The organism is Halorubrum wangae (assembly GCF_051194135.1).
GTDB lineage: Archaea > Halobacteriota > Halobacteria > Halobacteriales > Haloferacaceae > Halorubrum.
The window spans coordinates 16418-40514 of record NZ_JBLZNH010000004.1 but is presented as its reverse complement, the minus strand read 5'-3'; the positions used below and the strand labels follow the sequence as shown (position 1 = coordinate 40514).

Annotated in this window: 24 protein-coding genes; 10 read left to right on the top strand and 14 right to left on the bottom strand. The window is 66.7% G+C overall.

The genetic code is table 11. The features are described 5' to 3' along the window. Positions 1-83: 83 nt before the first annotated feature. The gene (locus tag ACNS84_RS12575; protein WP_435075216.1) at positions 84-275 is read left to right on the top strand and encodes a hypothetical protein; all 192 of its coding nucleotides are present in this window, start codon (positions 84-86) and stop codon (positions 273-275) included. Between the two features lie 232 nt (positions 276-507). Next, a complete protein-coding gene (locus tag ACNS84_RS12570; RefSeq protein WP_435075215.1) occupies positions 508-1179 on the top strand; it encodes a helix-turn-helix domain-containing protein in 672 nt (223 codons plus the stop codon). A 264-nt stretch (positions 1180-1443) separates the two neighbouring features. Here ACNS84_RS12570 and ACNS84_RS12565 read toward each other — a convergent pair whose 3' ends face one another. Together ACNS84_RS12565 and ACNS84_RS12560 are read right to left on the bottom strand one after the other, a co-directional pair. Beyond that, entirely contained in the window at positions 1444-1944 is a 501-nt protein-coding gene (locus ACNS84_RS12565; RefSeq protein WP_435075214.1) for a molybdopterin-dependent oxidoreductase, read from the bottom strand. 29 nt (positions 1945-1973) lie between these two features. Then, positions 1974-2390 (bottom strand): SRPBCC family protein, encoded by a 417-nt coding sequence (locus tag ACNS84_RS12560; RefSeq protein ID WP_435075213.1) that lies wholly within the window; start codon positions 2388-2390, stop codon positions 1974-1976. Between the two features lie 154 nt (positions 2391-2544). On the opposite strand from ACNS84_RS12560, the gene ACNS84_RS12555 reads away from it, so the two are divergent. Continuing rightward, a complete protein-coding gene (locus ACNS84_RS12555) occupies positions 2545-3627 on the top strand; it encodes a DUF2249 domain-containing protein (protein ID WP_435075212.1) in 1083 nt (360 codons plus the stop codon). A 91-nt stretch (positions 3628-3718) separates the two neighbouring features. Here ACNS84_RS12555 and ACNS84_RS12550 read toward each other — a convergent pair whose 3' ends face one another. Beyond that, a complete protein-coding gene (locus ACNS84_RS12550; RefSeq protein ID WP_435075211.1) occupies positions 3719-4342 on the bottom strand; it encodes a DUF7998 family protein in 624 nt (207 codons plus the stop codon). A 126-nt stretch (positions 4343-4468) separates the two neighbouring features. Continuing rightward, positions 4469-5827, bottom strand: a complete 1359-nt coding sequence (locus ACNS84_RS12545; protein ID WP_435075210.1) for a hypothetical protein — start codon at positions 5825-5827, stop codon at positions 4469-4471. A gap of 204 nt (positions 5828-6031) precedes the next feature. Between ACNS84_RS12545 and ACNS84_RS12540 the strand changes: the two genes are divergently transcribed. After that, positions 6032-8548 carry a heavy metal translocating P-type ATPase gene (locus tag ACNS84_RS12540; protein WP_435075209.1) on the top strand — a complete coding sequence of 839 codons (2517 nt, stop codon included), beginning with the start codon at positions 6032-6034 and terminating at the stop codon, positions 8546-8548. Positions 8549-8594: 46 nt separating this feature from the next. On the opposite strand, the gene ACNS84_RS12535 is transcribed toward ACNS84_RS12540, so the two are convergent. From ACNS84_RS12535 to ACNS84_RS12515, 5 genes are all read right to left on the bottom strand, one after another. Further along, a complete protein-coding gene (locus tag ACNS84_RS12535) occupies positions 8595-9284 on the bottom strand; it encodes a hypothetical protein (RefSeq protein ID WP_435075208.1) in 690 nt (229 codons plus the stop codon). Positions 9285-9333: 49 nt separating this feature from the next. Further along, positions 9334-11058: a cytochrome c oxidase subunit I gene (locus ACNS84_RS12530; protein ID WP_435075207.1), complete on the bottom strand. Its 1725-nt coding sequence runs from the start codon at positions 11056-11058 to the stop codon at positions 9334-9336. A gap of 1 nt (position 11059) precedes the next feature. Further along, positions 11060-11602, bottom strand: coding sequence for a cupredoxin domain-containing protein (locus ACNS84_RS12525; protein ID WP_435075206.1), 543 nt, complete (start codon positions 11600-11602; stop codon positions 11060-11062). Positions 11603-11609: 7 nt separating this feature from the next. Continuing rightward, the gene (locus tag ACNS84_RS12520; RefSeq protein ID WP_435075205.1) at positions 11610-11765 is read right to left on the bottom strand and encodes a hypothetical protein; all 156 of its coding nucleotides are present in this window, start codon (positions 11763-11765) and stop codon (positions 11610-11612) included. 117 nt (positions 11766-11882) lie between these two features. After that, the gene (locus tag ACNS84_RS12515) at positions 11883-13244 is read right to left on the bottom strand and encodes a heme o synthase (protein ID WP_435075204.1); all 1362 of its coding nucleotides are present in this window, start codon (positions 13242-13244) and stop codon (positions 11883-11885) included. Between the two features lie 88 nt (positions 13245-13332). On the opposite strand from ACNS84_RS12515, the gene ACNS84_RS12510 reads away from it, so the two are divergent. The 4 genes from ACNS84_RS12510 (at position 13333) to katG (ending at position 17905) form a co-directional block, all read left to right on the top strand. Continuing rightward, positions 13333-13815 carry a metal-dependent transcriptional regulator gene (locus tag ACNS84_RS12510; RefSeq protein WP_435075203.1) on the top strand — a complete coding sequence of 161 codons (483 nt, stop codon included), beginning with the start codon at positions 13333-13335 and terminating at the stop codon, positions 13813-13815. A gap of 70 nt (positions 13816-13885) precedes the next feature. Beyond that, on the top strand, positions 13886-14119 hold the full coding sequence (locus tag ACNS84_RS12505; protein WP_435075202.1) for a DUF2249 domain-containing protein: 234 nt from the start codon (positions 13886-13888) through the stop codon (positions 14117-14119). Positions 14120-14362: 243 nt separating this feature from the next. Continuing rightward, entirely contained in the window at positions 14363-15433 is a 1071-nt protein-coding gene (gene nirK, locus ACNS84_RS12500) for a copper-containing nitrite reductase (protein ID WP_435075201.1), read from the top strand. A 318-nt stretch (positions 15434-15751) separates the two neighbouring features. Next, complete coding sequence (gene katG / locus ACNS84_RS12495) at positions 15752-17905, top strand: catalase/peroxidase HPI (RefSeq protein WP_435075200.1); 2154 nt, start codon at positions 15752-15754, stop codon at positions 17903-17905. Between the two features lie 52 nt (positions 17906-17957). Here the strand turns inward: katG and ACNS84_RS12490 are convergent, their stop codons facing one another. After that, positions 17958-18941, bottom strand: coding sequence for a nucleoside recognition protein (locus ACNS84_RS12490; protein ID WP_435075199.1), 984 nt, complete (start codon positions 18939-18941; stop codon positions 17958-17960). A 130-nt stretch (positions 18942-19071) separates the two neighbouring features. On the opposite strand from ACNS84_RS12490, the gene ACNS84_RS12485 reads away from it, so the two are divergent. Then, complete coding sequence (locus ACNS84_RS12485) at positions 19072-20019, top strand: HVO_0234 family beta-propeller protein (protein WP_435075198.1); 948 nt, start codon at positions 19072-19074, stop codon at positions 20017-20019. 23 nt (positions 20020-20042) lie between these two features. Here the strand turns inward: ACNS84_RS12485 and ACNS84_RS12480 are convergent, their stop codons facing one another. Next, complete coding sequence (locus tag ACNS84_RS12480) at positions 20043-20993, bottom strand: aminopeptidase (RefSeq protein ID WP_435075197.1); 951 nt, start codon at positions 20991-20993, stop codon at positions 20043-20045. Positions 20994-21171: 178 nt separating this feature from the next. Between ACNS84_RS12480 and ACNS84_RS12475 the strand changes: the two genes are divergently transcribed. After that, positions 21172-22239, top strand: coding sequence for a type II glyceraldehyde-3-phosphate dehydrogenase (locus ACNS84_RS12475; RefSeq protein WP_435075196.1), 1068 nt, complete (start codon positions 21172-21174; stop codon positions 22237-22239). Between the two features lie 47 nt (positions 22240-22286). Here the strand turns inward: ACNS84_RS12475 and ACNS84_RS12470 are convergent, their stop codons facing one another. The 3 genes from ACNS84_RS12470 to ACNS84_RS12460 all read right to left on the bottom strand — a co-directional run bounded on the left by ACNS84_RS12470 (position 22287) and on the right by ACNS84_RS12460 (position 24013). Next, positions 22287-22463, bottom strand: a complete 177-nt coding sequence (locus ACNS84_RS12470; protein ID WP_435075195.1) for a hypothetical protein — start codon at positions 22461-22463, stop codon at positions 22287-22289. A gap of 169 nt (positions 22464-22632) precedes the next feature. After that, positions 22633-22932 carry a WNWW family protein gene (locus ACNS84_RS12465; RefSeq protein WP_435075194.1) on the bottom strand — a complete coding sequence of 100 codons (300 nt, stop codon included), beginning with the start codon at positions 22930-22932 and terminating at the stop codon, positions 22633-22635. 94 nt (positions 22933-23026) lie between these two features. Next, positions 23027-24013 carry a hypothetical protein gene (locus tag ACNS84_RS12460; protein WP_435075193.1) on the bottom strand — a complete coding sequence of 329 codons (987 nt, stop codon included), beginning with the start codon at positions 24011-24013 and terminating at the stop codon, positions 23027-23029. Positions 24014-24097: the final 84 nt, after the last annotated feature.

The window sequence follows — 24097 nt, the reverse complement described above, 5'->3', positions numbered from 1 at the left end:
GTATGACGTAAGTGGAGACCGTTCCAGTCTTTCTGCACGCATTCGTGCGTACCTCTTTACACGAGACTGTGGTAGAGTGGCCTATGCAGGAGTTCACACTTCGAGCTGACGACACTGGAACGATCGAACTCGTCTGTGAGCGGAACGACGAAGAGGCTCCTGCCCCACGCGTTCGCTCGTTCGCTGGACGCGACGAGTTCGGACTGCTCGTCGACGACCTGGCGCCCGGAGAACAGATACTGCTGTTCGTTAACGATGCTACCTCTGAGGAGTAACGCTGAGAGTCGCCTACGGAGGAATCCTCGTGCTTCAGCGCGGGGAGGAAGTCAACGCTCGTCAACCGGGTTTGTCCGAACGTAGTCTGGTCCTTCCCACTGTTGGACCCACTCCGGTGCCGTAGGCTACATTCACGTGAGAGTTCGCGCGCCTCTGATCTAGCGAACCTGTTCAGAATATAATCGAGACACGAAGACGAATCCATTTGCCCCGTGACTGCGAATAGGCGGTATGGCACAGGCTCGACTCAACGTTGATCTCCCAGATGGACCCTGGATTGGCGAGGTCTCTCGGGCGTTCCCGGAGGCGCGGATCCAGGTACTTAGTGCGACCCCCGGAGACGGTGCGGGATTCGCGCTTGTGAAGATCACCGCTGACGACATCGATGAGATTCTGGACGCGATAGAGGTTCACGACACGATCGAGGAGGTCTCGGTAATGGCGTTGAGTGACGGGGTCGCCACCGTCCAGGTTGAGGCGCACGCACCGCTGTTGATGGCGGCCGCGCAGCAGGCTGGCATCCCGATCGAAATGCCCGTCGAGATAGAGAACGGAGTGGCTCGGATCGATGTCACTGGCGCCCACGAGCGCGTCGCCGACTTCGGGAAAATGCTCCGAGGTGTCGGAGCGGAATTCGACGTCGAGTACGTTCAACAGCGGTTGAACCCGGGCGAATCGCTCACTGAGCGGCAGCGTGAAGTGCTGTTCGAGGCGGTCGATCGCGGCTACTACGACGTGCCGCGCACCTGCACACTAACCGAGGTGGCTGAGCACGTCGGAATCGCAAAATCGACGTGTAGCGAGCTCCTCCAGCGCGTCGAACGGACGATCGTTCGGGAGTTCGTCGACGATCTCCCTCGAAATCCGATCGAGTTCGAGCCCGACGCGGAAACCGACGCTTAAAGCGTCGGTAGCAACGGTCCGTGGTGGGGGTGTCCGACTGGGCTGCCTCGGTATCGAGGAACCGAGAACTGACCGCGGTCCGGTTTCATCCGCGATGGATCTCCACGGAGGTCGTGTGCTCCTTTCGGAGGAGACGGCCGCGCTCACTTTCGATAGAGTACCCTTGGTTTCGGTGCAGGCATATCGTTCCGACGTGTCCTCGGGAGTGATCGCAGTATCCGTGACGCGTATCGATTCGGATTGCCTGTCTCCGCGGGGGAACGCTCACTCAAGTCTGCCGGTTGCGATGTCCTCGGCGGTGTCGCCGGCGACCGGCTCCGAGTCGTGCACCGCCAGCGACGTCACCCACTTGACGCTCTCCCAGCAGTCCGAGTCGCCGGTAGTCGGTACGAGTCGGGCCGGCCCACCGTGTTCGACCGGAAGGGGTCGACCGTCGAGTTCGACGGCGAGGAGCGCGTCGGCTATGCGGTCTCTCCGGAACGAACAGGCGTACTCGCCGTCCATCGAGTGGACGAGCACGTAGTCGGCATCGGCCTCGGGGTCGGCGCGGTTCAGAACCGAGCCGACGCGTATCCCTCGCCACGAGAGACCCTCTGCGATCCACCCTTCGACACACTCGAAGTCGTCTGTGACCGTTTCCAGGGGGAATTCCAGTAACTCTTCCCGCGTGATGCGAAGGGGCTCGGAAACCGCACCGGTGACCTGGAGCGTCCAATCGCCCGAGTCGATCCCGTCGGGAACGCCGTGCGTTCGTAGCTGAGACATCGTGCTATTCGGTGGTGTGTGCCCGCATGCTAGATAGCGGTGCGTTCTTCGAGCCAGTCGAACTGGGCCGTGAGTTCCGTTCGCCGTCGTCGTTTGATGATCGTCGAGTCGAGCACGTCGCCGACGATCGCGACGTCGAGCGCGAACTCCGTCGTTGCGACCACCTCACTCCCGTCGGGCGCCGGTGCGACGGTGTACGCCGTCCGCATTTCATCGAAGACGCCGTCGCGTTGTTCGTAGGCGAGGTCGGCCTCGGGGCGGTCAACGAGTTCGAGCGTGAGTTCGATAGTCGCGATTCCCACCTCGTTCGCGACACGGACCGTGTCGCCGTCGACGAGCACCTCGTCGAATCCCGACGCTCGCATGAACGGATCGATCCGAGCCATCGATTCGCGGACGGCGGTCGGCGACGCGTCGATCGTCCGCGAAAGCGTCACCGAATTCATGGGTCGGGGGAGGTTTCGGGAAACAGCCGAGACTTCCGTGATGGGATGGTGAGCATTTGATAGTTCATTCGCCGAGTCCGTTTCGGTTAATACGTCTCCCGAACGGGTTCGGCTGAGAGACCATTCCTCTTCGCGACCACGGTCGATCCGAGAGATGGTTACCGAAACCGACCTGCAACAGTATCCGCCTCGCGAGTTTCAAGAACGGATCTACGACGCGCTCGACGAGACCGAGACAAATGACGAACTTCTCGTTATCGCCGATCGAGATATCGACGCTCATCTGATCCGGTATCAGATCGAACGAGGCCGGGCTCTCGATTGGGTCCACGAGGATCCCGACGCGGATCCCCGCGAGGTTCGGGTGTCCAAACGGGAACCGCTCGGTGACGGTGAGTCGGGGACGTTCGACGTGCGCGACCTGATACCGCAGCGGCGACACGAGGTGTTGCTCGATACGTTCGATCGCCTCGGGCCCGGCGAGGGGTTCGTGCTGGTGAACGACCACGACCCGAAGCCGCTCTACTACGAACTCCGGTCGATGCACGGCGACGTCATCGAGTGGGAGTACGCGAGTCGCGGGCCAGGTGGGTGGCGCGTCGAGATCGTGAAGACTGACGCTTCGACGGCCGACGACGAGGGCGTGATCACGCGATACGACGTCCGGGAGATCCCGAAGCCGGATCGCCACGAGACGATCCACCACCGGTACGGCATGATACCCGACGGGGAGACGATGGAGCTCATCGCTCCGCACGAACCGCGACCGCTCCGTCGCGAGTTCCGGGAGCGGTACGGTGACGCGTTCGACTGGGAGGTAGTCGAAAAACGGCCCGGTCGCTGTCGCGTACAGATCACGAAGACTGAACGAAGCGAATCCACCACAGACGATGAGGGTCCCACGTCCGCGACGGCTGACGATGACGGGGTGTCCGCGGAAGCGTCCGACGAGATTTCAGAGAGTACGGCGGAACTCGACGTCCGCGACCGTCCACCCGCTCAGCGCCACGAGAAGATCTTCGAGGCGTACGCGGACCTCGACGACGGGGAGGGATTTATTCTGGTGAACGACCACGATCCGAAGCCGCTCTACCATCAGTTCGACGCCGAGGCCGGACCGGAGTTCCACTGGGAGTACCGCAAGCGCGACCCCGGCGAGTTCAGGGTGCTGATCGGGAAGGCCGAGTCGCGCGGTGGCGACCCGACTGCCTCAGCGGATCCGAACGCACCGTTCTGACGGGGAAGTCTCGAATACGGACGTATCCAGTGCGGGACCGCGTATCGCGGTCCCGACCACGCGGTGGCTGTTGCCAGAGCCTCGGCCCCTTTTAGAACGGAGCGTCCGTCGATCCGCGACTCGGTCCCTCGCTCTCTATCGACCGTTCCATCGGGTTCGACCCGATCTCGGTACCGCCCTCCGGGTCGGCGGTCACGTCTCCCGTCTCGAGATAGGTCTCTTCGAGTTCGACGAGCCGTTCGTTGATCGACTCGCTCTGGTGGTGCATCGGTGCCGCACGGACGCGGACGAGGTCGTACTCGTGTCGGTCCGAAAGTCCGTTCCACGCCCGGAACGACCCGATCGTCAGCGTGTGAGTCTGCGGACAGAACGGGGTCGTCGGCGTGAACTCCGCGCGGAGCACCCGGTCGACGCCGTCCGCTTCGATGGCGTCTGCGGCGTCCTCGCGTTCGACGGCGTAGCGGTAGCCGGCGCTCGGGTGGCGAGTGTCGAGGTTCAGCCGGGCGAGATTGTAGTTGAACGTCATATCGTACACCGTTCGGTCCTCGAAGCAGTCGCGAGTGAGGCGGTGAAACGCGACGTGGTCCGCTCCGGTGAGCGGGGCGTGGGGATCGAGGAACTCGCCCGGTCTCGGGACGTGGTCCGAAACGAACTCGTCGTACCCGTCGAAGAGGTCGCTGTCATCGGATCCGAACGGGGACGGAAAGCTGGGCATACGCACACGTTCGAGACCGGGAGGGGTACCCCTGATCCCGTACGTGTTCGGGGGTGCGGCCCGTCGCTCCGGAAGCGTCCGTCCTGTCAGCCGTTCAGTCCAACGAGGCCGCGAGTTTCACTTATCTCACTCCTCGATCGCCTTGTCGGAACCGCGCGCTCGGCGCGGCGAGAAGGAGCCCAAGACGATCCGATCGATCGAGTGGGGGCTGTGACGGACTAACACGAGAGCCATGTTGAACACGAACGCCGCGACGCCGAGGCCCACTAGCAGCCCGCCGAGAAGTGCCGGCGTTCCGGCGACCTCCAGCAGGTTCGCGCCGACGATCAGTGCGCTTCCGCTCCCGAGGAGTACCCCGTCTATCGCGGCGACCCGGTCGTCGTAGAGGTCGTCGATCATCGGTACGTCCTCTAACCCTAACAGATCGCTGTACCGGTTGACCCAGATCACGAAGGGGATGATGTGATAGAGCGTCCCCACCACAACGAATCCGATCGCTCCCAACAGCAGCAGGTGGCCGGCGTTCGCCGCGCCGAGCAGCTGGTCTCGAGTCAACGGGTCAGATATCCAAGCGGGCACCGAGACGCCGATCCACAGCGCGAGTGCGCCTGTCGCCACGATGTACCGCGTGTGCATCGGCGTCCGTTCGACCCGCATCTCGTACAGTTTGCGTGCCAGGATGAGACAGAACGCCGACGCGGCGAACAGGACCAACAGGCCGCCGACCCGCGCGACGGGGGCGTTGGCCACGAGCCGACCGAGCGCGAGCGCGACCACACCGAGGGGATGCGCGATCTCCTCGACGGATCGAAGGCGGTGGTCGATCCCGTGCAACTCCGTCTGCGTGAACATCGTTCCGAGCTGGTACAGCGCCCCGTACACCGTCGTGAGAACGGCACCGAAGACCGCGAGGGTCGCGTGTGCTCCCACCACTCCGGACCGGCGTACGCCGACCCGAGAGAGCGTCGGAACCGTGAAATCGATCGCGAGGAGGACGCCGAGAACGGTCAACGCGAGGAAGAAGCCGAGTGCACCGAGGAAGTGCCGTTCGGTGACGTCGTACTCCTCGACCGTGCCGAGCGTTCGGACGATGTTGTACGCGAAGACCCAGAAGCCGACGAGCATGAGCGCCGCGAACGGGATCAGCCACGCTGTTTTGACTAGGAGGAACGCGATGACGAACCCCGAGAGACCGGCGACGACCAGCCCCAACTGTACGTTCGCGAGACGCCTCGAGTGGAGGGTCGCACCCGACCAGACGGGCACGAACTGCGTCATCGCCCCCATGATCGTGATACAGATCCACCCGGCTAACAGGAGGTGGACGTGAGCGAGCCGTCCCAGCCCGGGAACGGCGTTCAGGTGTAAGCCGATCCCCAGTCCGATTCCCGCGACGAGAAAGGCGAGCCCGACGACGAAGTGCCGTAACGGGACCGTCATCGGGGGCTGTTGGTCCGTCTCGATATTCCCCGGGATAGCACCCATGGATTCGCGTACGTCCTCCCCTCACCTGACGGTAACACCGAAGATGTTCCCCTTCCGCCGGTCGCGGACCACCCCTCGCTGGGGTCGGCGTGAAGGCCGCGTCGACCGTGTGGGCTCAAGTGCGGCCCGATCCGATACGACGCGACCCCGGTCCCGAACACGTTCGCAGGTAGCGACTCGTGGATCGCCCCACAATGACGACCGATGGCCGACTGCCGTCTCTGTGACCTCCCGACCCCGAACCCACCCGTCAGAACGGCCGACGTCGACGGCGAGTTCTGTTGCCGCGGCTGTTTGGAGGTGGCCCGTCGCCTCGACGACGTGGACGGAGTGAACGATGCGGATACCGTCGAGTCGGAGACGGGCCCGTTCGGGGAGGGGTCGACCGGAGGCGACAGATCGGCGGTCGAGACGGCGCTACCGCCTGACGCGGCCGAGGCCTATCTGGCCGTCGACGGGATGCACTGTACGACCTGCGAGACGTTCCTCGGTTTACGGGGCGACGATCGGGCGGGTGTCCAGACCGTGGAAGCGAACTACGGTTCTGAGACCGCCCGCGTCGTCTACGACCCGGCGGAGATCGAACGGGCGGAGCTCCCGGAAGCGCTCTCCGGGTACGGCTACGCGCTCCGATTTCGAGACGGGACACCGACAGACGACGGTGTGACCGTCGATCACGCGAGCCCTCGGAACGAGAAGACGATCGAGCGACTCGTCGTCGGCGGCTTCCTCGCGATGCTGATCATGCCGTGGTACGTTCTCTCACTGTATCCGAGCTATCTCGGCATCGAGACGAACGTCCTCGCGGTCGACACGACCACGTCCGTGGGGTGGTACCTCCCGCTGGCGTTCATCGCGCTCCTGACTACCGTCCTGTTGGGGTACACGGGCGCACCGCTCCTCCGAGGCGCGTACGTGAGCGTTCGAGCGCGCCGGCCGAACATGGACCTCCTCGTCGCGGTCGCCGCGCTGTCCGCGTACGCGTACAGCACGCTGGCGCTCGCGACCGGACACACGCACCTGTACTACGACGTCACGGTCGCGGTCGTGATGGTCGTCTCGCTCGGCCGGTACTACGAGCGACGAGTCCGATCGCGGGCGACCGACCTCCTCGAGACCGTCACGGCCGCCCGCGTCGAGTCGGCCACTCGACTCGGCGAAACCGGATCGGAAACGGTCCCGATCGCGGAACTCGAATCGGGCGACCGAGTCCGGGTCACGCCCGGCGAACGCGTACCGGTCGACGGCACCGTGATCGAGGGGACTGCCGACGTCGACGAGTCCGTGATCACCGGGGAATCGCTCCCGGTGCGAAAGCGACCCGGCGAGACCGTGATCGGCGGCGCGACGCTGCTCGGTGACGTCGGCGAGGCCGACGGGAGAGAAACCAACGGGGGTGGATCGGCCGGCGCGATCGTGATGCGGGTCGGTGAGGCTTCCGAGAGCACCGCGGATCGCCTCGCCGCCGCCCTCTGGGAGGTCCAGACCGCCACGCCGGGTATCCAGCGGTTCGTCGACAAGCTCGCGACGATATTCGTGCCGGTCGTGTTGACGCTCGGGCTGCTCGTCGCCGGCTGGCGGCTCGCGACCGGCGAGACGGTCGCCGCCGCGATGCTCGCCGGACTGACCGTGCTCGTCGTCTCCTGTCCGTGCGCCATGGGGCTCGCGACCCCGCTCGCCGTCTCGGGCGGGCTCCGCGACGCGCTCGATCGCGGCGTGGTCGTCACGGACGCCTCGGTGTTCGAGGTCGCTCAGGACGCGGAGACGGTCGTGTTCGATAAAACGGGGACGCTGACTGCCGGAAAGATGTCTGTCAGCGCGACGTGCGGCGACGACCGGGCGCTCCGGCGTGCCGCCGCGGTCGAACGCCGCGTCGATCACCCTGTCGCAGATGCGATTCGGGAGGCGGCCACCAAGGACCGGTCGGCGGCCGTTGACGCCATCGAGGCGGCGACGGTCGAATCGTTCACCCACCACCCCGGCTCGGGGGTCTCGGGAACGCTCGTCGACGACCCCGGTGGACCCGACTCCCGAACGGGTGGGGCGCGTATCGTCGTCGGGACCGCCGACCTCGTCGAACGCGAGTGCGGCCCCGTTCCCGAAGACCTACGGGAGCACGTCGAAGCCGTCACGGGCCGGGGCGCGCTGCCGGTCGTGGTGGGGTGGAACGGCGCGGCACGCGGGGTAATGGCCGTCGAGGATCGCGAACGAGAGGGCTGGACGGAGGTACTGGAGGCGTTCGCCGATCGGGAGGTAGCGATCCTGACGGGCGACGAGGGCCCTCGGGCCGACCGGTTTCGGGACCACCCCGCGGTGGACGAGGTCTTCGCCGGCGTGCCGCCGGACGGGAAGCTCGAGGCGGTCCGCGGGTTCGCGGCCGCCGGCCCCACCGTGATGGTCGGCGACGGGACCAACGACGCGCCGGCGCTCGCGGCGGCCGATCTCGGGATCGCGATGGGCGACGGGACGGCTCGCGCCGTCGAGGCCGCGGACGTCGTGATCGCCGACGAGGACCTCCGAGCGGTCGAGACCGTATTCGACCTCGCGGCGGGGACCCGGCGACGCGTCCGCGAGAACGTGGCGTGGGCGCTGTGTTACAACGCGGTGGCGATCCCGCTCGCGGTCGCGGGGGCGCTCAATCCCTTCTTCGCCGCGCTGGTGATGGCCGCCAGCAGCGGCATCGTCGTGACGAACTCGACGCGATCGGTGCTGCGAGAGTAAAACGCGGCTGCCCCGTCGAGAGCGACGAACCGCTTTGACGGGCTCGTCAGACGGTCCGGATGAACCGACGAAGGGTATCGCCGTCCGCGTCCCGCAGTTCGATCACGAACTGCGACCCGGACGGTCCCTCGGAGAGCGACTCGCGAGGCGCCGACACCGCGTACGGCGGCTCGTCGCTGCGGTCGATCTCCTCGCCCCCGGCGAGGAGGACGACGTGGTCCACGCCCTCGGAGGCCTCGAGCTCGCAGGTAACGGGGTCGCCGTCCGTGTCGCAGACCAGTTCCGCGGTCACGTCGCCGCCGTCGGTTCCGAATTCGGAGGAGAAGTCGAGCAGCATCACGCCGGGCCCGACCGTCCCCACGACCGCGACGATCACGAGGAACGTCGTGAAGTTGATCTTCGATCCGTGGCGGACGATCCGCCGTACGGTGGGATTTTCGGCTGTGCGCCGCAGCCGGATCACGGCCGGCACGACGAGCAGGTGGGTGAACGGCCCCCACGCGATCAGGACGAAGCCGTAGGCGATCGCGTATCGCAGCGCGGTCGAGTCTATCCAGTAGGCCGACAGGACGTTCCCGCCCATCCACAGGAAGAGCCCGAGGAAGACGAGCGCCCCGCTCTTTAACCAGCGCCAGACGGGCGTGTTCGCGTAGTACACGCTCAGGAGATCGCGCCAGGCCTGGCGGACGATACCGCCGAGTCGCGTCCGAGGATTCGTTCGGGAGGTGTCAGTCATTCGTTGGGTGTCGCACGGTCGTTCGGTGGGTGGTTCGGGCGGTCGGTGGCTACGCGCCGATCGCCCACAGCTGGGTCAGCAGGTACCAGTTCAACACGTAGACGGCGGCGAAGACGCCGAGGAATATCAGACACAGGGCGAAGGTCCCCCGGAGCTCCACCGCGTGGACCGACTCGCCGCCGTCGGCGTGGAGTCCACCTTCGGGGAGCATGCCGCCGTCGTCGCCGGGGGTGAGCCGATCGCCGAACAGCAGCGAGCCGACCGAGACGCCGACGAACAGGACCCCGGAGAGGATCGCCAACAGCGCGAAGATTCCGAAGATCATGAATATCGGAATCGCGGCCGAGAAGCTGAACTCCGAGCCGGGGATGTTCCGGACGACCTCGGCGGTCCGGCGCGGCACGCCGTAGAGGATCCCCGCGTACATCAACATCAGCGTGGCGACGCTCATCGCGGCCCCGTAGGCGTACGGGATCGCGGTCGCCAGCGTGTCCGAGACGAAATCGCGTCGGAACATCGTCTTGATGACGAAGAGGACGAGCCCGAAGAACGCGAGCGTCGTCCCGAGCGCGACGGTGGCGTGGAAGTGCCCCACCGTCGCGAGCGTGTTGTGCCAGGTCATGTTCACCTGAACCTGGCCCATCACGACGCCGGTGATCCCGCCGAGGAAGCCGAAGAGGATGATGCTGAAGACCGTGGCGGCGAAGACCGGGTTCCGCCACGGCGCGGACGTGAGCCAGCCGAAGAGCCCGCCGCCCTGTCCCCGTCGACGGCGGCCGGCCTCGATACCGGCCGGGATCGCGAACGCGTGGATCATGCTCGCGAAGGCCGCGCCGTAGAAGGCGTATGAGGTGTTCCAGATGCGCCAGCCGGCGGACATACCGGGGTCGACGAGCAGGTGGTGCGCCGCCCCGAGGTTGATGAAGAAGAGGTAGAGGATGAACGCGGTCCGAGAGATTTTCTCGGAGACCACGACGGCGCCCCCCACGACGTGAGTGAGGAAGTACCACACCGTGATCATCGCGAGGAGGTTGATCTGCTGGGTCCCGTGGCCGACGATCCAGTAGAGCTGCCGGTAGATCCCCGGGTCCACGGAGGCGATGAGGTCGACCCGCCAGGCGAGCCCGTACGCGAACGCGGCGATGCCGCCGAGGATCGCCTCCACGGCGATGATCCCGGTGACGAACGCGCCGAAGGCGACGAGCGGGAGCGTTCTGCTCTTGTCGCGGGTCTCCGACCAGATCGTCGCGAAGAACGGCAGCGCCGCGATCGTGGCGCCGAGCAGAAAGACGATCGCCGTGCCATAGAACCACGGCGAGACGGGAAGCGGGACGTACGCCGTCAATAGCGGCGCCTCGTTCGGCGCCTCGGTCAGCCAGATGGACGCGTTCACGCCGACCGCGCCGACGACCATGGTGATCCACCCGACGGTCGCGAGCCGGCGGAGCGGGAGCTTCCGGCCGAGCACCATCGGGCCGCCGACGTAGAGGACGGCGATCTCCATGAACACCATCCAGAAGATGAGGAGATTCCACGCGTGCAGGCTCAGGTGCGTGTAGTAGCTGTCCGGTTCGAGCAGGCCGATGAACTCCCACCGGGTCATCGCGACGGAGAAGGCGAAGGTCCCGCCGACGGTGAGCGCGATCACCGCGGTCAGCCCGAACAGCTTCACGTAGTTCTCCACGGACCGGTGAACGTTGAGCCCGGTCACCGAGCACGTCCGGAAGCCGTCCGTGTCGTAGTCGTTCTCGAAGAGTCCGGTTATCGCCGACATACTACCCCTCCACCACCGTGAAGCGGCCGTGCATCGTTCGGTGTCCCTGTCCGCAGAACTCGTTACAGACGACGTGATACGTGCCCGGCTCGTCGAACGTCATCGGGATCACCCATTCGGATCCCGGGAACACCTGGAGGTTGATCTGCTTGTTCAGATTCTCTTCCGGCCTGACCGAGAAGCCATGCTGGACGTCGTAGGCGCCGAGGTGGATGTCGTACTCGCGTCCCGCTTCGAGGACGACCGGAAGTCCGTCCCAGTTGAACCGCATCGCGCCGACGTACACGTTGTCGTCGGGCGGGATCAGTCCGTCGTCGGTCTTCTCGGCGGCCTCCTTGTACTCGCCGACGCGGTCCTGATACCGGTCGGGATCGACGTCGTAGGTCGTGCCGATCGGGTTCTGGTCGCCGAACTGCGTGAACCCGGCCATCCACGTGAAGATGCCGAGCGACCACGCGCCTGCGATCCCGAGCCAGATGCTCTCACGGCGATTCACCGGGGAGTTCCACCAATCGTCGTCGGGGTCTTCGAGCGGATTACTCATATATGAATCACCGCACGGGTAACGAGAGGAGGTCGAGCAGCCCCCAGCCGACGTAGACCACGAGGAAGAACACCATCGCGGCCGCAGCCAGCAGCCAAATGCGGTTGTAGAGCCGTTGCATCGCCGGGGTGTCGCCGCTGTCGTGTGTCGGTTGATTGCTCATCGGCCACTCACACGGAACGGTACTCAAATGACCATGGTGAGCGTTATCGCGTACATGTTCGCCTCCGGTTTCACGGTGGGATGAAACCCGCGACAGCCGAGACCCCAGCGCTCGGGGTCATACTGCGAGCGTTTCGACGAGAATCGCCGCGAGAACGGCTCCGAGGTAGGCGTTCGAGGCGTGAAAACTTCGGAAGGCGGCGGCCCGTTCGTCCTCGGATCCTCGCTGATCGACGTCGTACTGTCTGATCACGCTTCGAACGAACACCGCTCCGAGCACCGTGGTGGTGAGCGCGTAGAGGACGCCGAAATCGGCGACGGTCCCCAACAACACCGCGGCGATCAGGGTGATCCCGAACCAGGCGAGAATTCGCTGGCGTGCGGTCCGCACGCCGGCGACGACCGGTAACATGGGATACTGGGCCCGAGCGTAGTCCTCGCGGTGGGCGATCGCGAGGTTGTAGAAGTGTGCCGGGGTCCAACAGCAGACGACGAGCGCGAGGAGAACCGCGGGGAGGCCGACGGTCCCGGTCACGGCGGCGTACCCGATCAGCGCGGGCAACGCCCCGGAGCCGCCGCCGATCACGGTGTTCCATCGGGTCGTCGGCTTCAACAGGACCGTGTAGACGTACGCGTAATAGACGATCGCCGCCGCCGTGAGCGCGGCCGCGAGGACGTTAACGAACACCAACATCACCGCCATCGAGGCGACGACGAGCGCGACGCCGAAGCCGGTCGCGCGTCGAACGCCGACCCGATCGGTCGCGATCGGTCGGTCAGCGGTCCGTCGCATCTTGCGGTCGCGATCGCGTTCGTACACGTGGTTGAACGTCCCCGCCGCACCGGTCGCGAGGACGCCGCCTCCGAGAGTCGCGACGACCGTCACGCCGTCCAGTTCGGCGCCGGTCGCGCCGGCCAATCCCATCCCCGCCAGCGCGAGCAGGCATAACAGCCACATCAACCGGAGCTTCGTCAACTCGAAATACGCTCGAACGCGGTCTCGAAACCGAGTCGACCCGGTTTCGAATACCGAGGAAGGAGCGTCCCCGTCAGACGCGATCGGCGTTACGTCGTTGGCCGTACCGTTCGGAGAGTCGTCCTCAATCGGTCTCCCCGCGATAGCCTCTGCTCTGATCACGAGCGTCACGAGGAGGACGGTGAACACCGCGATCCCACCCAGCAGGTGGATCCCCCCGTCGAACGGGAGGGCGCCGGTTCGCCCCGCGAGCCCGACACCGGCCTGTGCCACGTACGCGATCGACACCGCGATCGTTCCGACGCGGACGCCGCGCGAGGCGGCCGTTCGGTGGGCGAGAAGCGCCGTGGCAGCGAGTAGGACGCCGACGACCACCGCGGAGACCTGGTGGACCGCGGCGACCACCGAGCCGGCGTCCGCGGCGGCGGTCGCTCCGAGCGCGACGAGCAGATACGTCCCGACGACTGACCAGATCAGAAGCGTCGTGAGCCGTGGTCGATCCATACGTCCGGTCCGTATTCGACCCCCGCGTCCTTTCCCCCGAACATATTCGGAGGTACCCTCATGTCCGAAGCATGTCGAACGTCCGGTAATGGCTATCGACCGCTCGGGAGCGGACGTCTGCGGCTGCGCGCGTCCCACCGCCTGCGTCGGCCGAAACGGGGGGCTGTACCTCGTCGCTGTCAGGCGGGTCGGTACCGACCGCGACGACCGGATTCGGACCGGGGAGGTGAGCGATCGCCTCGACGTCGCGCCGTCGAGCGTAACGGAGATGTTCGACCGACTCGCCGCGGCCGGGCTCCTCCGATACGAGAAACGGGCCGGAGTCGCCCTCACCGACCGGGGGAGAGCGGTCGCGTTGGAGCTGGAGCGGCGCCAGTGTGCCGTCCGAACGTTCTTTCGTCGTCGAACGGGGTTCGACATGCCCCTCGAAGCGGGCTACCGAATCGGATACGTCCTTCCGGACGAAGCGATCGACCGCCTGAGAGCACTCGTAGACGAGACGCCGAACACGTGCTCTGCGACTCCGCCGACCGGAGTCGAACGGTGCCCGTTCGCGGGAACCGAGTGTTGATCCTCATCGACGGGCGCGTCCCGAATACATTCGGGGGAACACGCACCCCGTCACCGGCACGTAACCGAATATGGCCACTGAGCGAAACGAGGCCGATCGACGCCTAGACGTCCGAGATATCGACGGCGAACCGTTCGGAGACATCACGGCCGAACTCGAAGCGCTCCCCGACGACGAGACGCTGCTGTTGATCAACGGCTTCGAGCCGGAACCGTTGTATCATGTCCTCGAAGAACGCGGGTTCCAGTACGAGACGACTTCTGACGCGTCCGACGTGTGGTATATCGAGATCCGACACGAGTGAACTGACCCCTCGAGTCCGGCGTATCTCCGTCGATACGGCCGCCTTCGCGGACGACGACTCGAGACCGACGACTCCGATCAACCCCTGCCGTGTCGGATTGAGGAGAGTATTTAATATCCCTTATATATGGGTTGATAGGCGGTTTTGACCCAATAGTAGAGAACAGTATATCTTATATATGATATCAGGGCGCCTCGGAGGTGGTAGGGGAGAATCATGTCACAAGACCTCAGTAGACGGAAGATGGTTTCGGCACTCGGGATCGGAGCGATCGGCGCCGTTGCCGGCTGTATCGGTGCGCCGGTGAACGCGAAGCCGACACCCGCTGCCGAAACGACTCCGGACGTAGCGCCGGAACTCGATCCCGCTCGCGACGTCGACGCCGACCGGATCGCGGCCGATCCGAGCGACGTACCGACGCCCGTCGACTGGGACGAGCCGCGCGAGCACGACGTCACGCTCCGGACGAAGGAGCTCGTCGCGGAGATCGAGCCCGGCGTGACGTTCAAGTACATGACCTTCGAGGGGCAGGTCCCCGGGCCGATGATCCGCGTCCGGCGGGGCGACACCGTGAACCTCCGGTTCGAGGTGCCGGCCGACGACAACAGCGACATCCACAACGTGGACTTCCACGCCGTGTACGGTCCCGGCGGCGGGGCCGTCGACACGACGCTCGTCCCGGGCGACGAGGCGGCGGAACTGAGCTTCCGCGCCGAGTACCCCGGCCTGTTCACCTACCACTGCGCGGTGCCCGCGATGGATCACCACGTCAGCTCCGGGATGTTCGGCGCGATCCTCGTCGAGCCCGAGGCGGGCCTCTCGGCGGTCGACCGCGAGCTCTACCTCGGACAACACGAGCTGTACACCAAAGGCGGCCTCGGCGAGAAGGGGCACCACCCGTTCGACCAGGGCGCGATGGTCGACGAGGACCCGACCTACGTCGTGTTCAACGGGACCGACCACGGCTTCACGAAGGACCGCCTCGGCGAGATCGGCGCGGAGGTCGGCGAGACCGTTCGCGTGTTCTTCGTCAACGGCGGACCGAACCAGTCCAGCTCGTGGCACCCGATCGGCAACGTCTGGTCGCGGCTGTACCGCGACGGCGACCTCGTGTCGCCGCCGGCCCGGTACGTCGAGACCACGCCGGTGGCGCCGGGCACGGCGACCGTTGGAGAGATGGACCTCGTAGTCCCGGGGCCGATCAAGCTCGTCGATCACGCGCTCTCCCGCGCGGGACGCCGCGGCGCGCTGGCGGTCATCAACGTCGAGGGCGAACCGAACCCGGACGTGTACGACTCCGGATCCGACGAGTGAAGCGGTCGGTTCGCCTCGGGAACGTCTCGCAGTGAACCGTTTGAGAGCGGTGCTCACTCACCCGCGGAGCGACCGGCGGCGACGTCGGTCCCATGTGTACGAGCGACGTTCGGTCCCGGATGCGCTACCGGTGATCGGCTCCGGTCTGCACGTCGGCGAGTCGCTAGTAGACAGACTCAAACGTAACGAAACCAGTGGTGTTTCGCAATAATGAAACGTGCGTTCTCAAAATAAAAATTAGGGTTGCTTTTGTTAGGGGTATTTCTCGGAAGTGAACACTCTTTTATTCGAGGTGACGGAAGGTAGGGACGAAACCGAATGTCTCAGAAGACAAACCACGACTGGTGGCCAAACCAGTTGGACCTAGAGGTTCTCGACCAGAACGCTCGCGACGTCGGCCCTCACGAGGACGACTTCGACTACGGTGAGGCGTTCCAGTCGCTCGACCTCGACGAGGTGAAATCGGACCTCGAAGAGCTGATGACGACGTCGAACGAGTGGTGGCCCGCCGACTACGGCCACTACGGCCCGCTCTTTATTCGGATGGCGTGGCACAGCGCCGGGACGTACCGAACCGCGGACGGCCGCGGCGGCGCGGCCGGCGGCGGACAGCGACTCGCCCCGCTCAACAGTTGGCCCGACAACGCGAACCTGGACAAGGCGCGCCGGCTCCTCCTTCCGATCAAACAGAAGTACGGTCGCAGTCTCTCGTGGGCGGACCTGATGATCCTCGCCGGGAACGTCGCCATCGAGTCGATGGGATTCAAGACGTTCGGCTACGCCGGCGGCCGTGAGGACGCCTTCGCGCCCGATGACTCCGCCTACTGGGGGCCGGAATCAGAGATGGACACTCAGGAGCGCTTCGACGAGCCCGGTGGGATCGAACCGGGGCTCGGCGCGTCCGTGATGGGACTCATTTACGTGAATCCGGAGGGCCCGGACGGCCAGCCCGATCCGATGGCGTCGGCGAAGAACATCCGCCAGACGTTCGACCGCATGGCGATGAACGACGAGGAGACGGCCGCGCTCATCGCCGGCGGACACACGTTCGGGAAGGTCCACGGCGCCGACGACCCCGACGAGCACGTCGGCCCGGAGCCGGAGGCGGCACCCATCGAGGCGCAGGGCCTCGGCTGGGAGAGCGACCACGGCTCAGGCAAGGGCGGCGACACGATCACGAGCGGGATCGAGGGCCCGTGGACCGGTTCGCCGACCGAGTGGGACATGGGCTACCTCGACAACCTGCTTGAGTACGAGTGGGAGCCTGAGAAGGGCCCCGGCGGCGCATGGCAGTGGACGCCGACCGACGAGTCGCTCCACGGCAGCGCTCCGGACGCCCACGACCCGGACGAGAGCGTCACGCCCATGATGCTCACCACGGACGTCGCCCTGAAACGCGACCCTGAGTACCGCGAGATCGTCGAGCGGTTCCAGGAGAACCCGATGGAGTTCGGCATGAACTTCGCGAAGGCCTGGTACAAGCTTACTCACCGCGACATGGGGCCGCCGTCGCGGTTCCTCGGTCCGGAAGTGCCGGACGAGGAGATGATCTGGCAGGACCCGATCCCCGAGGTCGACCACGATCTGATCGGGGACGCCGAGGTCGACGGGCTCAAGTCCGACATCCTCGCGACCGACCTGACGATCCCGCAACTCGTCAAGACCGCGTGGGCCGCCGCGTCGACGTACCGCGACAGCGACAAGCGGGGCGGCGCCAACGGCGCACGCGTCCGGCTCGACCCCCAGCGCGGCTGGGACGTGAACGAGCCCGAGACTCTCGAGGCCGTGCTGGAGACGCTCGAAGAGATTCAGTCGTCGTTCAACGAGGCCCGCGATGACGACGTGCGCGTCTCGCTCGCCGACCTGATCGTCTTGGGCGGGGCCGCTGCCGTCGAACGGGCGGCCGCGGACGCCGGCGTCGACGTGACGGTCCCCTTCGAGCCGGGGCGCACGGACGCGTCACAGGCGCAGACCGACGTCGACTCGTTCGAGGCGCTCAAGCCGCGCGTCGACGGCTTCCGGAACTACGTCGGCGACGGCGTCGAGCACCAGCCCGAGGAGCTGCTCGTCGATAAGGCGGACCTCCTCGACCTCGACGTCAGCGAGATGACGACGCTCGTCGGCGGGATGCGCGCGCTCGGCGCCACCCACGGAGACACCGACCGCGGCGTCCTCACCGACAGCCCCGGAGCGCTGACGAACGACTTCTTCGTGAACCTGCTCGATATGGAGACCGAGTGGGTGCCCGCCGACAACGACGCGGGCGACGCCGACGTGTTCGAAGGCATCGACCGCGAGTCCGGCGAGGTCGTTTGGGAGGCCACCCGACTGGACCTCATCTTCGGGTCCCACTCCCGGCTCCGCGCCGTCGCGGAAGTGTACGGGAGCGACGACGCCGAAGAACGGTTCGTACGGGACTTCGTCGACGCGTGGACGAAGGTCATGCGGCTCGATCGCTTCGATCTGGCGTAATCGGCGCGACGTCGGTCCGCCGTTCCTTTTAAACTCGGTCGTCGATTCGACCTCACCACACCGGCGCGAGCAGCAGCGCGACCGTCAGGGAGATGAAGACGAGTTTCAGCGCCGTGTTGACGGCGATCACCTTCGTGCCGAACTCGGCACCCCAGATACCGTACTGGAAGGGGATCGACCGTCGGAACGTGGAGACGGCGAACGAGAGGATGCCGCCGATGAGCAGGCTCGCGACGGCCGTTCGCGTGGTGAACACACCGGGCTCGGTGCCGGCGAGCGTGACGGCGCCGGCGGTCGTGTCGAGGGTGTAGACGGCGATCACGGGGACCGCGGCGCCGGGCAGGCCGAGGAGGCCGGTGATCGGCTCGGCGACGCTCGTCAGCGCCACGACGTCGTAGTACGTGACGAACGCGATCACGAGCGTGTAGACGACCGCGAGACGGGGGACGATACGGCGGAGGGTCGCCCACGATTTCACGCCCGCCTCGCGGACGCGCTCTCGGCTCGTGCGGTCGTCGGCCTCGGAGCCGGTCGCGTCGACCTCGTCGATGACGGAGCGGTCCACGTTGCGCTCGGAGAGCAGGACGCCGCCGGCGAGGACGCCCGTCACCGTGATCGCGAGGGCGATCCCGGCGCGCGCGGAGACGTAGGTGACGCCCGTCTCGACGCCCAGGATGGGGATCAGGACGGGAATATAAAAGGTGAACACGTGCTGGACGAAGCCGAAGAACGTGTTGATGGTGACGGCGACGAGGGTCGCGCGGTCGTCGAGCAAGCCGGACTCGCGGTACTCCGCCAGCGTGGCGTAGCCCGCGGTCGTCGACGCCGCCGTCGTGAGGATCGCCGTGCCGACCTCGTCGGGGAGGTTCGCGGGGCGGGTGAGCCACCCGGCCAGTCCGGCGACGTACCGGATCAGCCCGAACGCGACCGCGACGTTGGCGGCGAAGACGCCGACCGCGATGAACGTCGTTATCCGCACGAGGCGTGGGACCACGTCGGAGAGCAGGGCGACGAGTTCGACGGCGACCGATTGCACGGGCGGCGGTACGCGGTCGCCGACCTAATGCGCGTCGAAAGGATGGGGCGTCGACCGGTTTCTGTGACTCGGCGTCTCCGGAGGGGCCGGCGCGCGGGGCTTATCAGACCCCCGACCGAACTCCCGCACGATGGCACCCGCGGAGGACGACATCTCGATCGAGGAGAAGCGCGTGTACGCCGGGACGGCGGGTCGAACCGACGCGTTCGTCGCCACCGGGTCCGGCGTCGTCCGGGTGGCGCTGTCGGCCGACAAGGTCGGCGCGTTCGACATGGTCGCTCGCGATGCCGCCCGTGACGTCGCCGTGCTCCCGCGCGACGACGGACCCGACCTCGTCGGAATCGCGACGGCCGAAGGGCTGCGCGTCGCCAAGGTCGGCGACGAACCAAAGTTCGGCGCCCCCGCCGGAGAGCCCGCCGTCGCCGCGGGCGTCCACGACGGCGCGTTCCTCGTCGCGAGCGAGGAGGGTGCGCTCGACCGGATGTCCGTCGAGGTGATCGACGGACGGCCGACCGCGACGGTAGACTCCCGAGTCGGGACCGTGTCGACCCCCCGAGCGATCGACGGGCCTCTCATCGCCGCCGAAGACGGAGTGTATCGCGTCACCGGGGGCGGCGGAACGGGCGCCGACGGCTACGACGTCGTCTCGGTCGGACTCGACGACGCCCGCGACGTCGCCGGTTCCGGGATGCCGCTCGCGGCGACCGGGTCGGGGCTCTACTGGCTCGGTAACGGGTGGATGACGGCGCTGACGGGGACCGCCACGGCGGTCGCGGCGGACGGCGACGGCCACGCGATGGCGGTCGTCGACGGCGACCTCTGGACCCGCGACGGCGACGAACCCAACGGAGAGCACGAGCGTGAGCGCGGCCAAGAGACCGACGGATGGGACAGCGAGGACTGGCGCGCCGCCGACCTCCCGGTCGACGAGGAGGCGCTCGCGCTCGGCTACGGCCCCGGCGTCTCCGTCGCCGTCACGGCGGCCGGGACGCTGTGCGTCGACGCCGGCGACGGTTGGCGACACCAGGTGATCGGCGTGCGCGACGTGGCTGGCGTCGCACTCGCGCTCGTGGAGTGAAGGAGGCGCCGCCCGAGCGGCTCCTACGCGGTCGGGAGTTCGATCGCGTCGCCGTCGGCGTAGACAGTGGGGTTCCGGAGAATGCCGTCGAGGTGGATCGGGGCGTCGGTCTCTCCGCCGATCCCGGCGTCGTCGCCGATCGCGATGTGGACTGTTCCGCCGGCCTTCTCGTCCAAGAGGACGGAGCCGACCAGTTCGTCGACGCCGACGTTGGTTCCGATTCCGAGTTCGGCGAGGTTGTACGCGGCGTCGCCGACAGACTCCGCGGCCGCCTCGATGTCGGCGCGCACCGCGTCGTCGTCGATGGCGGTGACGAGTCCGTCCTCAACCTCGAACGTCAGTTCGTGCCCCTCGTCGAGCAGCCCGTGCGGCATCATCGTCCCGTCGACGACGAAGGTGCCCGTCGCGGTCTCGGGCGCGACGAACACCTCGCCAGCGGGGAGATTCGAGAAGTCGCCGGGCGCGCGCACCATGCCGGTGTCGGAGAGCCACTCGCGGTCCCCGATGCCGAACGTGACGTCGGTGCCCGCGGGGGAGGTGACGCGCACCTCGTCGGCGCCGGCGACCTGCGCGAGCACGTCGTCGCACGCGGCCTCGATGGCGGCGTAGTTCGCGTCGAGCCCGGTGACGAACACGTCCTCCGTGATCCCCGGGAGCGTCGCGCCGCGAGCGCCGGCGTCGCAGGCGGCCCCGCGAGCGCGAGTGTGGCTGAGGCTCTTCGTCGTCGGCGCGAGGAAGACGTCGCTCTCGGCCATGGCAGCCGCCACGGGAGCGGGCGGCTCGGTGCCGTGCTGCTCGGCCGGCGGGTACCGAAGCACCGTCGCGTCGTCGGTGACGTCGTTCGCGGCTTCGTACAGGGCCTCTCCGATGCGTTTGCGCTCGTCGTCGGTGACGACGACGACCGACTCGTCGGCCGCGACGTTCAGACACTGGTTCACGGCGGTCGAAGCCGCCTCCGAAAGGTCCGAGGTCATAGCTCAATAATGGCGTTCACAGGCGTTAGTCCTTCGTATTCGCGCTTGTTTACTCTCTTTCGTAACTCAGTTACAGCGCTACGTCGCCCGAATTTACCGACCGATTACTCACGGCGTAGTTAATTTCTTTCTAAATTCCTCGAAAAGATTATGCCGGTACGCGAAGGATAGATAGTATATGATACTTGTGGGCGTCAACGGCTACGGCACTATCGGCAAACGCGTTGCGGACGCGGTCGCCGCCCAGCCTGACATGGAAGTCGTCGGCGTGACGAAGACGACCCCCGACTACGGCGCCGAGGCCGCTGTGCGACGTGGATACGACCTCTACGCCGGGATCGACGATCGGGTCGACGCGTTCGAGGCCGCCGGCCTCGGCGTGACCGGAACGCTCTCCGACCTGCTCGCCGACATCGACGTCATCGTCGACTGTTGTCCGTCAGGGATCGGGGAAGCGAATCAATCGACGTACGACGCCCACGGCGTGCCGGCGATTTATCAGGGCGGCGAAGACGCCTCCGTCGCCGACGCCTCGTTTAACTCTCGAGCCAGCTACGAGGCGGCCCGCGGCGCTGACTCCCTCCGTGTCGTCTCCTGTAACACTACCGGGCTCTCTCGGATACTCGCGCCCCTCGACGAGGAGTACGGCGTCGAGAAGGCGCGCGTGACCCTCGTTCGGCGCGGCGGCGACCCGAGCGAGACCGACCGCGGCCCGATTAACGACCTCGTGCCCGATCCGGTGACGCTCCCCTCCCATCACGGTCCGGACGTGGGCACCGTCCTCCCGGACGTTCCCGTCGACACGGCCGCCTTACGGGCCCCCGTCACGGCGATGCACACCCACAGTCTCAACGTCACGCTCGACACCGCGCCGAGCACCGCCGCGGTCACGGAACTCCTCCGCGACCAGAGTCGCGTGTTCATGATTCCCGAAGGCGCCGGCATCGACGGCGCCGGCGCGCTGAAAGACTACGCGGCCGACGTCGGCCGTCCGCGCGGCGACCTCTGGGAGAACTGCGTCTGGGAGGAGTCCGTACACATGGAAGACCGAGACCTGTACCTGTTCCAGAACGTCCACCAAGAGGCCGACGTCGTGCCGGAGAACGTGGACGCGATCCGGGCGCTGGCGACCGACATGTCCCGTGAGGAGTCCGTCGCACAGACCGACGAGTCGCTCGGTATCGGCTTCGACAGTCTGCTCTCCGACGGCGGCGTCGGGCGGAGCCAGCTCGTGGCGGACGACTGACTCGCGCTCGACGCCTCGGACGACCGATTACTTCGACGGACAACCAATTACTCCGACGGGCGCGTCACAAGAAACGTCCGGCCGCCGCGGCGCTCTATCGAGACTTCGCTGCCGCGAACACGGTTCATCCGGGCACGCTCGGCGATCCGGTCCGTTCGACAGTCGGTGACGTCCACGCGCGTCGGCGTCGCGTACTGCGGTCGGTCGTGGGTAGTCGCGCTCATACTTGGCCGGATGACCGGAATGCCCCTATAACCGAGCCATGTCCGGAGTGAAACTGAAAGTAAACGGCTCACCGCCGAGCGAAGGCGATCTGAACTCGATGCTGACGCCGATCGGGAGCCGATTTCCCGGTCGATCGACCGACCGCGACCGCCACGACCCGACTCCGGACTATCGACGGAGTCCCGCTTCTTCGTCTCCCTCAACGAACCGCACCATGAAGTAGTCGTAGCCGCCGTAGGCGGCGTCGAGCGCACCGATCCACCAGTTCCAGCGCTCGACGACGGAGGAGCCGTCGGGCGCGTCCTCGAGATGGTCGATCACGCCGGGAACGGTGAGCGCGTGCCCGCGGTCCTCGGATGGCCGGCCGGAGTCGGCGAGGTCGCCGGCCGCACGGGCGACCGTCCGCCGCTCGGCCTCGGTCCCGCCGAACGCCTCCGCCAATGCGTTCTCCAGACGCTTGCTGTCCATGTATCACGGTAGGAGAGCCGAGTATATGAGTCGCGTGGTAGGGGTTGTCACGTCCGGTGTCGACGAGGCGAGGGCGCGGCGCTTCGGGCGGCCGTCACAGCCGCGCCGCGAGCGCCAAAAAGAGGAGGCTGAACGGCGCCGTCAGGAGCATTAACAGGACGCCAGCTGCCCCCTCTCCCGCCGCGACGGCCATCGCGAGTCCCACGACGAGCGAAGCCGACCCGAGGATCGCGAGGATGAACCGCTCCGGGACGCTGGCGCGGTCGGGGCCGTCGCTCCGCGCGAGTGCTTCGGTGAGACCCCGATCCACCTCGTCCGCGAGGTCGGTCGGAACGAACAGCCACGGCGTCGAGCGGTACCACGCGTTCCCGCGGTACGCCAGCAGGAAGACGGTCACCCACGGGAGATCGATCCGGCGCGTCCGGATTACGGATCCGAGGTCGTCCGAGCGCGTCCGATCGTGGCTCAGGTAGGTCCGCTCCACGCACATCGCCCCCGGATCGAGCCGCACGTCGGTCCCTCGCGAGCCCGCGAAGGCCGGCGTGAACGAGAGGAGCGAGACGACCAGCGGCGCGAGTACCGGTGACAGCGACGGGAAGTCGGGAAGCGGGCCGATCCCGGTCGCCGCGACGGCGAGGGCGAGCACGGCCCCCGCGCCGGCGAGGGTCCAGCCCGGACGGAACCGCGAGGGGTCGAAAGAGTAGTCGCCGAACTGCGACGCGAGTTCTCGGCGCCGCGCCGGGGAGGTTCGGTCGTAGGCGACGATCCAGTAGAGCAGCGACACCGGACCGCCGACGAGGAGGACGACGGCCACCGCCAACGCCGCCGTCGGCGGACCGTCGCCTCCGAGCAGCGAGGCGCCGACTCCTACCGCGACGGCCGCGAGCACCGCGAGGACGAGGACGGCCGCGGCGACGGTCCCGCCGAGCGCCAGCGAACGAAGGCGGTCAAAACGGACCGGCCCCCACTCGATGGCGTCTGTCGACTCCGGGGAGTCGGCCGAGTCACTCGCGGCGGCGATGTCACCGTCGGCTTCCGCCGAGACGGTCTCCTCGGCCGAGGGAGGCGAATGGGAGGGCACGCCGTAGAGATAGCGTGCTGAGCGTCTTAAATCCAGACGCCCGTGACGTGCCGGCGAATACTTACCTCGCGGCCGACTATCGGT

Excerpts from the sequence above, each read along its gene's own strand:
- ACNS84_RS12535 (WP_435075208.1), bottom strand. The coding sequence starts at position 9,284 with ATGACTGACACCTCCCGAACGAATCCTCGGACGCGACTCGGCGGTATC.
- ACNS84_RS12465 (WP_435075194.1), bottom strand. The coding sequence starts at position 22,932 with ATGGACAGCAAGCGTCTGGAGAACGCATTGGCGGAGGCGTTCGGCGGG.
- ACNS84_RS12520 (WP_435075205.1), bottom strand. The coding sequence starts at position 11,765 with ATGAGCAATCAACCGACACACGACAGCGGCGACACCCCGGCGATGCAA.
- ACNS84_RS12480 (WP_435075197.1), bottom strand. The coding sequence starts at position 20,993 with ATGACCTCGGACCTTTCGGAGGCGGCTTCGACCGCCGTGAACCAGTGT.
- ACNS84_RS12525 (WP_435075206.1), bottom strand. The coding sequence starts at position 11,602 with ATGAGTAATCCGCTCGAAGACCCCGACGACGATTGGTGGAACTCCCCG.
- ACNS84_RS12530 (WP_435075207.1), bottom strand. The coding sequence starts at position 11,058 with ATGTCGGCGATAACCGGACTCTTCGAGAACGACTACGACACGGACGGC.
- ACNS84_RS12470 (WP_435075195.1), bottom strand. The coding sequence starts at position 22,463 with ATGAGCGCGACTACCCACGACCGACCGCAGTACGCGACGCCGACGCGC.
- ACNS84_RS12540 (WP_435075209.1), top strand. The coding sequence starts at position 6,032 with ATGGCCGACTGCCGTCTCTGTGACCTCCCGACCCCGAACCCACCCGTC.
- katG (WP_435075200.1), top strand. The coding sequence starts at position 15,752 with ATGTCTCAGAAGACAAACCACGACTGGTGGCCAAACCAGTTGGACCTA.
- nirK (WP_435075201.1), top strand. The coding sequence starts at position 14,363 with ATGGTTTCGGCACTCGGGATCGGAGCGATCGGCGCCGTTGCCGGCTGT.
- ACNS84_RS12565 (WP_435075214.1), bottom strand. The coding sequence starts at position 1,944 with ATGTCTCAGCTACGAACGCACGGCGTTCCCGACGGGATCGACTCGGGC.
- ACNS84_RS12475 (WP_435075196.1), top strand. The coding sequence starts at position 21,172 with ATGATACTTGTGGGCGTCAACGGCTACGGCACTATCGGCAAACGCGTT.
- ACNS84_RS12575 (WP_435075216.1), top strand. The coding sequence starts at position 84 with ATGCAGGAGTTCACACTTCGAGCTGACGACACTGGAACGATCGAACTC.
- ACNS84_RS12570 (WP_435075215.1), top strand. The coding sequence starts at position 508 with ATGGCACAGGCTCGACTCAACGTTGATCTCCCAGATGGACCCTGGATT.
- ACNS84_RS12510 (WP_435075203.1), top strand. The coding sequence starts at position 13,333 with ATGGCTATCGACCGCTCGGGAGCGGACGTCTGCGGCTGCGCGCGTCCC.
- ACNS84_RS12545 (WP_435075210.1), bottom strand. The coding sequence starts at position 5,827 with ATGGGTGCTATCCCGGGGAATATCGAGACGGACCAACAGCCCCCGATG.
- ACNS84_RS12560 (WP_435075213.1), bottom strand. The coding sequence starts at position 2,390 with ATGAATTCGGTGACGCTTTCGCGGACGATCGACGCGTCGCCGACCGCC.
- ACNS84_RS12485 (WP_435075198.1), top strand. The coding sequence starts at position 19,072 with ATGGCACCCGCGGAGGACGACATCTCGATCGAGGAGAAGCGCGTGTAC.
- ACNS84_RS12515 (WP_435075204.1), bottom strand. The coding sequence starts at position 13,244 with ATGGATCGACCACGGCTCACGACGCTTCTGATCTGGTCAGTCGTCGGG.
- ACNS84_RS12505 (WP_435075202.1), top strand. The coding sequence starts at position 13,886 with ATGGCCACTGAGCGAAACGAGGCCGATCGACGCCTAGACGTCCGAGAT.
- ACNS84_RS12555 (WP_435075212.1), top strand. The coding sequence starts at position 2,545 with ATGGTTACCGAAACCGACCTGCAACAGTATCCGCCTCGCGAGTTTCAA.
- ACNS84_RS12550 (WP_435075211.1), bottom strand. The coding sequence starts at position 4,342 with ATGCCCAGCTTTCCGTCCCCGTTCGGATCCGATGACAGCGACCTCTTC.